The 12,529-nt window shown below is 53.9% G+C and carries 11 protein-coding genes; 8 read left to right on the top strand and 3 right to left on the bottom strand.

The window, feature by feature from the left end; translation table 11 throughout:
- Positions 1 to 12: 12 nt before the first annotated feature.
- Entirely contained in the window at positions 13 to 1,617 is a 1,605-nt protein-coding gene (locus tag BMX55_RS09970; protein WP_177172870.1) for a DHA2 family efflux MFS transporter permease subunit, read from the top strand.
- A 35-nt stretch (positions 1,618 to 1,652) separates the two neighbouring features.
- On the opposite strand, the gene BMX55_RS09965 is transcribed toward BMX55_RS09970, so the two are convergent.
- Both BMX55_RS09965 and BMX55_RS09960 read right to left on the bottom strand, forming a co-directional pair.
- Positions 1,653 to 2,282 carry a response regulator gene (locus BMX55_RS09965; RefSeq protein WP_091456845.1) on the bottom strand — a complete coding sequence of 210 codons (630 nt, stop codon included), beginning with the start codon at positions 2,280 to 2,282 and terminating at the stop codon, positions 1,653 to 1,655.
- Positions 2,279 to 3,403 (bottom strand): hybrid sensor histidine kinase/response regulator, encoded by a 1,125-nt coding sequence (locus BMX55_RS09960; RefSeq protein WP_091456842.1) that lies wholly within the window; start codon positions 3,401 to 3,403, stop codon positions 2,279 to 2,281. The genes BMX55_RS09965 and BMX55_RS09960 overlap by 4 nt, the downstream gene beginning before the upstream one ends.
- A gap of 157 nt (positions 3,404 to 3,560) precedes the next feature.
- Between BMX55_RS09960 and BMX55_RS09955 the strand changes: the two genes are divergently transcribed.
- From BMX55_RS09955 to BMX55_RS09925, 7 genes are all read left to right on the top strand, one after another.
- Positions 3,561 to 4,007: a hypothetical protein gene (locus tag BMX55_RS09955; protein WP_091456839.1), complete on the top strand. Its 447-nt coding sequence runs from the start codon at positions 3,561 to 3,563 to the stop codon at positions 4,005 to 4,007.
- 53 nt (positions 4,008 to 4,060) lie between these two features.
- Positions 4,061 to 4,423 (top strand): response regulator, encoded by a 363-nt coding sequence (locus BMX55_RS09950; RefSeq protein WP_091456836.1) that lies wholly within the window; start codon positions 4,061 to 4,063, stop codon positions 4,421 to 4,423.
- Positions 4,424 to 4,462: 39 nt separating this feature from the next.
- Positions 4,463 to 6,589, top strand: a complete 2,127-nt coding sequence (locus BMX55_RS09945; RefSeq protein WP_091456833.1) for a chemotaxis protein CheW — start codon at positions 4,463 to 4,465, stop codon at positions 6,587 to 6,589.
- Positions 6,590 to 6,652: 63 nt separating this feature from the next.
- Positions 6,653 to 7,141: a chemotaxis protein CheW gene (locus BMX55_RS09940; protein WP_091456831.1), complete on the top strand. Its 489-nt coding sequence runs from the start codon at positions 6,653 to 6,655 to the stop codon at positions 7,139 to 7,141.
- Positions 7,142 to 7,239: 98 nt separating this feature from the next.
- The gene (locus BMX55_RS09935; protein WP_091456828.1) at positions 7,240 to 8,133 is read left to right on the top strand and encodes a CheR family methyltransferase; all 894 of its coding nucleotides are present in this window, start codon (positions 7,240 to 7,242) and stop codon (positions 8,131 to 8,133) included.
- Between the two features lie 125 nt (positions 8,134 to 8,258).
- Positions 8,259 to 8,897: a chemoreceptor glutamine deamidase CheD gene (gene cheD / locus BMX55_RS09930; RefSeq protein ID WP_245751388.1), complete on the top strand. Its 639-nt coding sequence runs from the start codon at positions 8,259 to 8,261 to the stop codon at positions 8,895 to 8,897.
- Positions 8,898 to 8,915: 18 nt separating this feature from the next.
- Positions 8,916 to 10,025 carry a protein-glutamate methylesterase/protein-glutamine glutaminase gene (locus BMX55_RS09925; RefSeq protein ID WP_091456822.1) on the top strand — a complete coding sequence of 370 codons (1,110 nt, stop codon included), beginning with the start codon at positions 8,916 to 8,918 and terminating at the stop codon, positions 10,023 to 10,025.
- Between the two features lie 26 nt (positions 10,026 to 10,051).
- Here the strand turns inward: BMX55_RS09925 and BMX55_RS09920 are convergent, their stop codons facing one another.
- On the bottom strand, positions 10,052 to 11,956 hold the full coding sequence (locus BMX55_RS09920) for an ATP-binding cassette domain-containing protein (protein WP_091457245.1): 1,905 nt from the start codon (positions 11,954 to 11,956) through the stop codon (positions 10,052 to 10,054).
- Between the last annotated feature and the right edge of the window lie 573 nt (positions 11,957 to 12,529).

The following is a 12,529-nucleotide window of genomic DNA, read 5'->3' as shown; positions in this document are numbered from 1 at the left end:
GTTCAGGCCGTTATGAGCGTGACTGCACCGCCCACCGCCCCAGCGGCAGCCCCTCCTGTAGCGGCACCGCCCCCGGCCCACCCCCCCTTGCAGGGCAGTACCCTGCTGCTGGGTACTTTGGCCCTGTCGTTGGCCACGTTCATGAACGTGCTCGACTCTTCGATTGCCAATGTGTCGATTCCGGCCATTGCCGGGGATCTGGGCGTTAGCCCCGGTCAAGGCACTTGGGTCATTACCAGTTTTGGCGTGGCCAATGCGATATCGGTACCACTCACAGGTTGGCTGACACAGCGTTTTGGTGCCGTGCGCCTGTTCACGTGGAGTGTGCTGCTGTTCGTACTCACCTCGTGGTTGTGCGGCTTTGCCTCTTCGCTGGAAATGCTGATTGTGTTTCGCGTGCTACAGGGGCTGGTGGCGGGGCCGATGATTCCGCTGTCGCAAACCTTGCTGCTGGCTAGTTACCCCCGCGCCAAGGCCGGTACGGCACTGGCGCTGTGGGGAGTGACCACGCTGGTAGCACCGGTGGTGGGGCCATTGCTGGGGGGGTGGATCACCGACAACATCTCTTGGCCTTGGATTTTCTATATCAACGTGCCCATCGGTCTGCTGGCCGCCGCGATCACCTGGGGCATTTACCGCCACCGCGAGACACCTCGGCGCAAGCTGCCCATTGATACGCTGGGCTTATCGCTGTTGGTGGTGTGGGTGGGGGCCTTGCAACTGATGCTCGACAAGGGCAAAGAGCTAGACTGGTTTGCTTCTGGCGAAATCGTGCTGTTGGGTGTGGTCGCATTGGTGGCCTTTGCCGTGTTTTTGGTCTGGGAACTGACCGATGAACACCCCGTAGTGGACTTGCGATTGTTTGCACGGCGCAATTTTGCTTTTGGGGCGCTGGCGCTGTCGGTGGCCTATGCACTGTTTTTTGGCAATGTGGTGTTGTTGCCGCTGTGGCTGCAACAGTGGATGGGCTATACCGCCACCTCAGCAGGGATGGCACTGGCCCCGGTGGGGGTGTTTGCTATCTTGCTCACCCCTTTGGTCGGTCGTAAAGTGGCGGTGTGGGATCCACGGCGCATGGCTACGGCAGCTTTCATCGTGTTTGCCTTGGTGTTATGGATGCGCTCGCAGTTCACGGTAGAGACGGATATGCACCACATCCTGATCCCTACCCTGATTCAGGGGGGAGCTATGGCTTTCTTTTTCATTCCACTCACCACGCTGACATTGGCCGGACTGACGCCAGACCGCATTCCGGCAGCAGCGGGCTTGAGCAATTTTGTGCGTATCACTGCTGGGGCGATGGGTACCTCGATTGCTACTACCTTGTGGGATAGCCGCGCTGCCATGCACCATGCTCATCTGACTGAAGGGCTGGTGCAAGGCCAAGGCGTATTTGCTAGCACGCTTGATGGGCTGATCAACTCGGGCTTGAGTAGCGCTCAGGCATTGGCCCAGATCAACCGCCTCATCGATCAGCAAGCCTACACCCGGGCGGCCAATGATGTCTTTCTGGGTTCATCTTTTGTGTTTCTGCTGCTGATTAGCCTGATTTGGCTCACCCAGCGACCACCCCGTCTGGGCGCTGCTACAGCTGCAGATGCTGGGGGCGCGCATTAAAACACCCCACAGGGGGGTGCAGGTACGTTTTCTGTTCAGACCAGTTGGTTGCGGATAGCATACACCGTCAGTTCCGCGTTGTTCGAGAGTCCCAGCTTTTCTAGCACCCGTGAGCGGTAGACGCTCACGGTTTTGGGGCTGAGGGTTAATTCTTCAGCAATTTCGGATAGGCGCTTGCCGGTGGCAATTTTGAGCAAAGTTTGCAATTCGCGCTCTGATAGCGTGGTGTGTGGCGCTTCTGGCGTGCGTTCAGACACGCTCTCTGCCAGCATCTGCGCCACTTCGGGTGTCAGGTATTTACGCCCCTGAAAAATGGTGCGCACAGCGTCAATCAGGGCCATCGGGTCTGCTGCCTTGTTGGCATAGCCCTGTGCGCCAGCGCGCAGGCAGCGCACCGCATATTGGTCTTCGGGGTACATTGACACCACCAGCACCTTGATGGCCGAATCCGTTTCTTTCAGACTGGTCAGTACGTCCAGCCCGCTGCGCCCTGGCATGTTCAAATCCAGCAGCAGCACATCGCAGGGGGCACTGCGCAACACTTCGCGCAACTCTGGGTAGCTGCCAGCCTCGCCAGTGATTTGGATGTCTGGGGCCTCAGCCAAGGTATCGCGGATGCCACGGCGCACCACGGCATGGTCGTCACAAAGCATCACATGGATCATCGCGTGTCATCTCCTGTCGGGGGTGGTATAGAGGCCAGAGGCACGGATAGGATCAGCGAGGTGCCTTGTCCTGGTCGGCTGCTGATGTCTAGCCAACCATCGACCATTTTGGCCCGCTCCTGCAATCCCTTGAGGCCAAAAGCCTTGGGTTTTTCTAGCGCCCGTGTGTCGAGCCCTTTACCGTTATCGTTTACTTCCAGCGTCAGCATGCCCTCAGAGTCTGACAGATCAATCCGTACCAGTGTGGGCGCGGCATATTTAGAGATGTTGGTCAGGGCCTCTTGGGCAGTGCGGTAGGCTACCAGTTGCACAGCATCGCTCAAGGGCATGTTGGCGCTGCTGGTCACCATTTTGATGGGCACGCTCGTGCGCCGTTCAAAATCTTCGGCTAGCCACTGCACGGCAGCCACCAGCCCTTGATCCAAAATAGGCGGTCGCAGATTCATCATGATGCGCTGGCTGGCCCCAATGGCATGTTGCAGCATGCTAGTGGCCGCTTGGGCATGTTCGCGCACCCCTTCTTGCGTGCTGTGGCGTCCAATCCAGGCCAGATCAAAGCGGATAGCGGTCAGGGCACCTCCAATGTCATCATGGATTTCTCTGGCAATGGCGGCACGTTCTTGTTCGATAGAGCTTTGCAGATGCTCGGCCAGCTCGGCCAGCCGTTTTTGTGATGCTGCCAACTCTTGCACAGCGTGCTCGCGCAGCCGCCGCGACTCGTGTACCTCGCAGGCGCGCTGTATCACATGGGGCAGGCGGGCCATATCGTCTTTGAGCACGTAGTCTGCAATGCCTAGGCGCATGGCGTCTACAGCAGCTGTTTCTCCGATGGCACCAGAGAGCAAAATGAATGGGGGATGGTCTGAATGCTGGGCCACCAGTTGCCAAGCATCCATGGCCGTAAAACCGGGAAGCTGGTAATCGGCCAAAATCACATCTATGCTTTGGCTGGCGATGGCGGCCTGAAAAGCCTCCAAAGAGTCAGCGTGCTGCATGTCAAATGCCAGCTGTGCACGGCGTAGGGTGAGAACCGTGAGGCGGTGGTCGGCCAGCGAATCTTCCAGATGCAAAATCGAAAGGTGCCGCTCCGGGTCGTGGCAGACCATAGGTGACGCTATCATAGGGCAAGAAATGCAAACAGCAGAAAGTGTGCTGGAATGATGAAAAGCAGGCCATGCAAGCCCAGCAAGAAAGGCGCTGAGCTTGTAGGTGTAATACCACGATAGGATAGTGCAGCCAGTGCGCTACACAACAGCAACACGCCGCCTTGGAGAAACAATGCAATCAACCCTCACAAAAACCGGAGTTCCTGGCGTGCACGTGCCTGTGGCGGTGGCTGCCGACTTGCAAGACTCCTTGATGGTGGTGATGCACGATTTGCATCGGCTAGAGGGCCTACTAGACCATGCGGCAGACAAATTGCTAGAAAATTTCAGTCGGGCCAATGATGCCCTCAATGATCCCCTGCTGGGCGAGTCCGAGGAGGTTGCGCGTGTGCGTGCAGCCTTGCGCCAGTCCGTGACTGAGCTACAGTTCCAAGATATGGCATCCCAGCTCATTGGGCACACCACCAAAGTTTTGCAGGCTTGTGCTTTCCGACTGGCTGCCGAAACCATGGGTGATGATGATGGAGAGGAAGCTGCACCATTTATGGGTATTGAGCCTGAACGCCCCAACCCCGTTACGCAAAGCGAAATGGATGCAGGCTCTATTGAGCTGTTTTGAGCGGCACAATCGAACCTATCACGAAAATTTTCAAAATTCTGCCGGAGCCTTACATGCAATCGATTCTTGCCGTTGACGACTCGCCATCTATGCGGAAAATGGTGGCCTTTACCCTGACTGGGGCCGGCTATCATGTTGTCGAGGCGGTAGACGGCCAAGATGCCTACGAAAAAGCACAAGATCAGGACATCGCCTTGGTCTTAGCCGATCAAAATATGCCCCGGCTCGATGGTTTGGGCCTGACACGCAAGTTGCGCGAACTGCCCCAATTCAAAACTACTCCCATCTTAATCTTGACCACCGAATCGAGCGACCAAATGAAACAGGCCGGGCGCAGTGCAGGGGCCACAGGGTGGCTGGTCAAGCCCTTCGATCCCAACCGGCTCATTGAAGTGATCCGGAAAGTCATTCGTTAATTGTGATGCACAGCTACCGCACGTACACAGGAGCCCCGCATGGGTGAAAGCTATCAAGAAGGCACAGGGTCAGGGGCAGATTTTGACCTCACCCAGTTCTACCAAATCTTTTTCGAGGAGGCCGGTGAAAACCTCGATCAGATGGAACGTATCCTGCTGGCGCTCGATCTTGCGGCAGTCAGCGATGAAGATCTGAATGGCATCTTCCGCTGCGCCCATTCCATCAAAGGGGGGGCTGCCACCTTCGGCTTTGCCGATGTTGCTGAGTTGACTCACCAGATGGAGTCGCTGCTCGATCGCTTGCGCCGGCACGAGTTGCAGCTTATTCCCGAAATGATCGATGTGTTGCTGGAGTCAGCGGATGCTTCGCGCAGTTTGCTAGCCCGGCACCAAGCGGGTGGTCAAGGTGAAGCCTTGTCCACCACCGATCTGGTGGCCCGTATCCGTCAATTGGTCTCTGGTGTGGTGCCCACACCAGTACAGGCCCCCCCACCGCCTCCGCCGCCTCCTGCACCTGCGCCAGCGCCAGTTGTTGCAGCGCCAGTTGCGGCCCATCCATTGCCACCTGGTGTGCGTCGCCTCGAAATCCGTATTGGCCCGCTGCCCTTGGTAGAGCAAGCCGATGCCGTCAAAGAATTGTTCCGCGACATTCCGGGCTTGGGCACAATCAGTGATTTGCCCTCTGCGCAGGCCGATACCCGTCTGTTCTTGGTTGAAACCTCTTCCACCAACGACGATTTACTCGATCTGTTCGCCTTCCATGTCTCCAAAGACCAGGTGCAGATTCGACCAATGGGTGAGGCCCCAGCATCTACAGCCGGAGCCAATCCTTACGAGTTGTTTGGTGGTGCTGAGGCTCCTGCTCCTGCTCCTGCTCCTGCTCCTGCTCCAGTCGCTCCAGCACCGGCCCCAGTGCCTGCAGTGGTAGCTCCTGCTCCTGCTCCCGCCCCCGCCCCCGCTGCCAACGCTGCACCCAAGATCAGCAATCAGGCTGCACAAATGGAGTCCACCACCATCCGGGTGGCGGTCAACAAGGTCGATCAGCTCATCAATCTGGTGGGCGAGTTGGTCATTACCCAAGCCATGCTGGCGCAAAACAGCCGAGGGCTGGATGCTGCGGTTTACCAGCAATTGCTGGCTGGGTTGGCTGATCTCGATCGCAACACCCGTGACTTGCAAGAGTCGGTGATGTCGATCCGTATGATCCCGATGTCGGTGGTGTTTAGCCGCTTCCCGCGTATGCTGCGCGACTTGGCCAATAAACTGGGCAAGAAGGTTGATTTTGTCACCCACGGCGAGGCCACTGAGCTTGACAAAGGGCTGGTAGAAAAGATCACCGATCCGCTCACCCACTTGGTGCGCAATAGCTGTGACCACGGCATCGAAATGCCCGCCGAGCGTCTGGCTAAGGGCAAGCCCGAAAACGGCACTATCATCTTGTCTGCATCGCACCAAGGCGGCTCTATCGTCATTGAGGTGCGTGATGATGGCAAGGGCTTATCGCGCGAAAAAATCCTAAGCAAAGCCCGCGAGCGTGGCTTGGATGTCACCGATCAAATGCCCGATGAAGAAGTTTGGATGCTTATTTTTGCGCCCGGCTTTTCCACCGCAGAAGTCATTACTGACATCTCTGGGCGCGGCGTGGGTTTAGATGTGGTCAAACGCAATATCGCCGCTCTGAATGGTACGGTCGAAATTGAATCGTTTGAAGGCCAAGGCATGAAGGTGGCGGTGCGCTTGCCTCTCACGCTGGCTATCATGGATGGTATGTCCGTTGGTGTGGGCGATGAAGTTTATATTCTGCCCCTGTCATCGGTGGTCGAGTCCTTCCAAGTTAACTCTGACGATGTCAGTACTGTAGCCCAAGGGGCCCAGCTGGTTAAGGTGCGCGATGAGTATATGCCCGTTATTGCTCTAGAGCGTACTTTCCAAGTTCCTCGGAACAACCAAGAAAAATCTAGCACCATTATGGTGGTGGTCGAAGCTGATGGTTCGCGCGTTGCGCTATTGGTCGATGAGCTATTGGGTCAACACCAAGTGGTGGTAAAAAATCTAGAAGCCAATTATCGCAAAGTGCCCAATGTCTCTGGTGCCACTATTCTTGGAGATGGCAAGGTAGCTTTGATTTTGGATATTGGTGGCCTGGTTCGACGGGCACGTTATTGATCGCTGGGATGCTCCGCCAAAAGTGGCCGGGGTATCCTGTCATGTAGTAGAAGGAAACTCACCATGAGCGTAGTGGGAAAAACAGCAGGAACTACTCCTTCCGGAGCTCGTGAATATCTCACATTTCGGTTGGACCAGGAAGAGTATGGTATTGACATCCTGAAAGTTCAGGAAATACGTGGATACGAAGCTCCCACGCGCATTGCCAATGCCCCTGATTTTATTAAGGGGGTAGTCAATTTGCGTGGCACCATTGTGCCAATTGTTGATATGCGCTTAAAATTCAACTGCTCGCACGTTGAATACAATAGCTTCACGGTCGTCATTATTCTCAACCTTCGTCATCGCGTGGTTGGTATTGTGGTCGATTCCGTGAGTGATGTCATGGAGTTAGCGCCCGATAGCATCCGTGCAGCTCCAGATATTGACAGTGTTATTGATAATGGCTGTATTCTAGGTCTAGGCTCAGTTGGGGAGCGGATGCTCATTCTGCTGGATATTGAGAAATTGATGTCTAGTGTAGATATGGGGCTGGTCTCAATGGGTGATTGATATCATTTTAATCTTCGGTTGGCAAGTTAAAGTTAGCTTGCTGAGGTGAAGGGTGTGGCTATCGACAAATAAAAAGTAGTTTAAATAATTTATTCCCTATGCGTCACACCAAATCCCCCAGTCTTATTCGGTCTGTAGATGTTTCTTTGCCCGCAGGCTTGGATGCTGGAGGCCCCTTGGAGCAGGGGCGTGAGTTTACATGGTCTGATGCAGATTTTTCGCGTGTTCAATCTTTAATTTATCAACGTGCAGGTATCAGTTTGCATGATGGTAAACATGCAATGGTATATAGCCGATTATCTCGGCGGCTGCGTGAAACGGGATACACCAGTTTTAGGGAATATCTTGATTGGTTAGAAAAACATGATGGGCCAGAGTGGCAAGAGTTTATTAACGCACTTACCACCAATTTAACAGCGTTTTTCCGCGAGCAGCACCATTTTGAGATACTGGCCGAGCATCTGCGCTCTAAGCCTGCAGGAAACTCTTGGCGTGTTTGGTGTAATGCCGCTTCAACCGGAGAAGAGCCTTATTCTATCGTCATGACTGCCCTAGAGGCTTTGGGTGCTCAAGCCCATTTCAAGCTTATGGCTAGTGATATTGATTCACGGGTACTAGCTACGGCAGCACAAGGCATCTATCGGATGGAGGCCACGAAAGGGCTTAGTCAAGAGCGTTTACAGCGTTTCTTTCTTCGTGGTAAAGGTAGCAATGTCGGTTTGTTGCGTGCCAAGCCAGAGTTGCGTAACTTTATCGAATTCATGATTGTGAACTTGATCCGGGACGATTGGCCTTTCCGTGAGCCTTTTGATGCCGTTTTTTGTCGCAATGTCATGATTTATTTTGATGCTAAAACGCAGCGCAGTGTTCTGGAGCGTATCCATCGGGTACTTAAGCCCGGTGGATTGCTGTTTGTAGGGCATGCAGAAAATTTCAGTGAATCGCGTGATTTGTTTACCCTGCGGGGTAAAACGGTTTACGAACGACGCTAATCGCTATATTTTTTGTTTCGCACGTTATTATCATGACTTACCATGCTAAGCCCCCTCTCCCTGTTGCTGTCACCAAATTGAATGGTACACAGGGTGATTATTTGCAGGCTGGGCGTGCAGCAGCTATGGCGCCATCCGCATCGTCCAAAGAATTTTCTTTGGTAGACTTGAAGGCACAGCCACGTCGTCCCGGACAGGCTAGTTTCTTTTTCTTTGATCCTCATTTTCAGCAAAATGCTGTCAAAATTCTTCCTGGTGAGTATTTTGTTTCAGATAAGCAAATTATTATAATGACGGTGTTGGGGTCATGTATTGCGGCTTGCTTATGGGACAGTCGAATGCAGATCGGGGGCATGAACCATTTTATGTTGCCAGAAGGTGATTCTGCCGATCTTTCCGGACGTTATGATTCTTATGCGATGGAATTACTCATCAATGAGATGCAAAAAATGGGTGCGCGGCGTGAAACCATGCAAGCCAAAATTTTTGGGGGTGCCCAAGTGATGCATAACTTCACCACAATGAATGTGGGAGAGCGCAACACAAAATTCGTTATAAATTATTTGCGTACTGAGCGTATTCCTATTATTTCAGAAGATGTATTAGATATTTATCCGCGCAAAGTAGTATTTTTTCCTGTCACCGGAAAAGCAATGGTCAAACGTCTTGCCCATGCGCATCCTGACATCCTAGCGCAGGAAAAACGGGGTAACGTAGCCACGGTGGTTAAAACCACAGCAGGTGGCTCAGTGGATTTGTTTTAAATAAAAGAAGGCTGGTCGATGAGCAAGAAAATCCGTGTAATTGTGGTCGATGATTCAGCATTGGTGCGCAGCTTACTTGCAGAAATCATCAATCGCCAGCATGACATGGAATGTATTGGTACCGCCCATGATCCCTTGATTGCTCGCGAAATGATCCGCGAGATGAATCCTGACGTCATCACGCTGGATGTTGAAATGCCGCGTATGGATGGCATCGATTTCTTGGGCCGTCTGATGCGTTTGCGCCCGATGCCGGTGGTCATGGTCTCCACACTGACCGAACGCGGGGCAGAAGTCACCATGAAAGCGCTTGAATTGGGGGCTGTAGATTTTGTCGCCAAGCCGCGTGTCGGTTTGGCCGGGGGGCTACAGGATTTGGCAGGGCAAATTGTCGATAAAATCCGCGTCGCCGCCGTGGCCCATGTTCATCGTATGCAGCGCCCCCCTGTGACATCCAGCAAACCTACAGGTGCAGGCAGCACCGCACCCACACCAGCATCTGCCAGCAGCAGTTTGTTGGGCCGTGTTTCGACCGAAAAGTTGATCTTTATCGGTGCTTCTACCGGCGGCACCGAGGCTATCAAAGAAATTTTGGTGCAGCTACCGGCCGACTGTCCGGCTATTGTCATTACCCAGCACATGCCGCCTGGCTTTACTACCAGCTTTGCAGCCCGCCTCAACAGCCTGTGCCAAATTACTGTCAAAGAGGCTACGCATGGCGAGCGTATTTTGCCTGGCCATGCTTATATTGCACCGGGAGGCAAGCAGTTTTCCGTCAGTCGTAGTGGGGCCAATTATGTGGCTGTCGTCGATGACAGCCCGCCAGTCAATCGGCACAAGCCTTCGGTTGAAGTACTGTTCAAGTCCGCCGCCGCCGTAGTCGGGCGCAATGCTTTTGGCATCATGCTCACCGGGATGGGGGCGGATGGTGCTAGTGCCATGCGCGAGATGCGCGATGCTGGCAGTTACAACTATGTGCAAGATGAGGCCAGTTGCATTGTCTTTGGCATGCCCCGCGAAGCCATTGCTAAGGGTGCAGCCGATGAAGTCTTGCCATTAAATCAAATTGCCTCTGCTTTAGTCACACGTTTGCGTGGCACCTCAGACAAAGCGCACCACCGTATTTAACTTAACAGGTGGTGCGTAAGGCAACTTTAGGCAGACAGCGCGGTCCAGCGCTCTAAGGCTGCCATTAAAGCCTGTTCTATTTCCCCTTCGCGCGTGTGCAAAGCTACAGCGCGGGCGGCATCGGTACTGTAGAGCGTGCCATCAGCCAGCTCCGCCTGAATGCGGCTTTGTTCCGCTTCTAGCGCTTCGATCTGTTGGGGCAACTGTTCTAAATCGCGCTGTTCCTTATAGCTCAACTTGCGTTTGCTTGCTGGTTCGCGTGGCGCTGCGACCGCCTCTTTAGGCTGCTCTTTATCCTTGCTAGCTGACGTAGCAGGTGCCGCTGGCGACACAGCTGCCTGAGCAGCCGCAGCAATTTCTCGGCTGCGACGCGACTGAATCAGCCAGTCTTGCACGCTGCCCTCGTACTCACGCCACAAGCCATCACCCTCAAAGGCAATAGTGCTGGTGACTACATTGTCCAAAAATGTCCGGTCATGGCTGACTAAAAACACTGTGCCCTCATAGCTTTGCAGCAGGTCTTCGAGCAAGTCCAGCGTTTCAATGTCCAAATCGTTGGTTGGCTCATCAAGTACCAGCACATTAGCCGGACGGGCAAACAGCCGGGCCAGCAATAGCCGGTTGCGTTCACCCCCGGACAGCGAGCGCACCGGCGAATGGGCGCGGGCCGGTGAAAAGAGAAAGTCGCCCAAATAGCTCTTCACATGCTTGCGCTGGTTGCCAATTTCAATCCACTCGCTGCCGGGGCTGATGAAATCTTCTAACGTAGCATCCAGATCAATCGCATGGCGCATCTGGTCAAAATAGGCCACTTGCAGGTTTGCGCCTTGTCGAACCCGTCCGCTGTCTGCTGCCAGCTCACCCAAAATCATTTTGAGCAAGGTGGTTTTACCTGCGCCATTGGGGCCGATCAGGCCTACTTTGTCGCCGCGCAAAATAGTGCCACTGAAATTGCGCACCACCGTTTTGTCGCCAAAGGTCTTGGATACCTCTTCCAGTTCGGCCACGATCTTGCCGCTGGGCGCACCAGAAGCCAAATCCATTTTCACGCTGCCCAAGGTCTCGCGGCGTGCAGTGCGGCGCGCACGCAGGGCCTCTAGGCGGGCGATGCGGCTTTGACTGCGCGTGCGTCGTGCTTCTACCCCCTTACGTATCCAGACCTCCTCTTGTGCCAGCAACTTGTCTGCTTTGGCTGAGATCGTTTCTTCTTGGGCCAGTTGATCTTGCTTGTGCAATTGGTACTGGGCAAAATTACCGGGGTAGGAACGCAACGCGCCCCGATCCAACTCCACAATACGGGTCGCCACATTGTCCAGAAAGCTGCGGTCATGGGTGATGGTGACAACGCTGCCCGGAAAGTCCAGCAGCAAACCTTCCAGCCACTCAATGGAATCTAAGTCCAAGTGGTTGGTTGGTTCATCGAGCAGCAGCACATCGGGCCGTGTCACCAGCGCCTGCGCCAAGGCCACCCGTTTCTTGGTTCCGCCTGATAAATTACCAATGCGTGCCTGTGGGTCTAGGTGCAGCCGTTGCAGGGTTTCTTCAACCCGTTGTTCCCAGTTCCAAGCATCAAAGGCTTCAATCTGGGTTTGCAGTGCATCCAGATCAACCCCCTCTTTGCCCTCTAGGTACTCCTCACGCAGGGCGATCACCGTGGCCAAACCTTCCGATGTTGCCTGAAACACCGAGGTATCTGCATCCAGCACCGGTTCTTGGGCTACATAGGCAATCCGAATCCCCTGTTGCACATGTTTGTTGCCATCGTCGGGCTGTGCCAGCCCGCCCAAAATTTTCAGTAGAGAGGACTTGCCAGCGCCGTTGCGCCCAATCAAGCCCACCCGTTCCCCCGTCTCCAAGGAAAAGTTAGTGTGATCTAGTAGAGCCACATGCCCGAAGGCCAGCTGCGCGTTGAGTAATGTAATCAGTGCCATGGTGCGGCCCATTATCCGTGCCCCCGGTAGCCAAAGCACCTCCGGTACTGTCACGTTCCAGCTGTTGCATCCCTGATGACTGCAAAAAAGATCGAATCCAGTGCTAACGACCCGATAGTGCCAAGAAACGGTGCTACAATGCGCCCCTTGCTGCTGATGTTGCTCCTTCTTTTTAAAGATAGATCACTGTCAGTAGTAACTTGGTTTTACGTAGTTTAAGTAGTGCCTGCAAAGATTTTCAAAATTTCTTGCAAGTGCTGCAAAAACCGGTGTATAATTCAAGGCTTCGCTGCTCGGTGATGTTGCTTCTAAATAGAAGTTGTGTTGTTGGGTAGCGGTAAGAATTTCAGATTGTTGGTTGATGTTAAATCCCCTACAGTTTGACAGGAGATAAAAAGTCCTGTTATAATTCAAGGCTTCGCTGATCGTAGCGAGCTAGACAGAAAAAGACTTCGGTTTAATCTGTTGGAACTTTAAAAATATACAGCCGATAAGCGTGGGCGTTTGAATATGCGATTGCCAAGTTCTTTGGAACTAGTGCTTGCACTACAAACGCTCATGAAGAAGTGAAGT

This window comes from Giesbergeria anulus (assembly GCF_900111115.1).
Lineage (GTDB): Bacteria > Pseudomonadota > Gammaproteobacteria > Burkholderiales > Burkholderiaceae_C > Simplicispira > Simplicispira anulus.
Note: the sequence above shows the minus strand (reverse complement) of the source record. Positions and strands in the feature narration are given on the sequence as shown.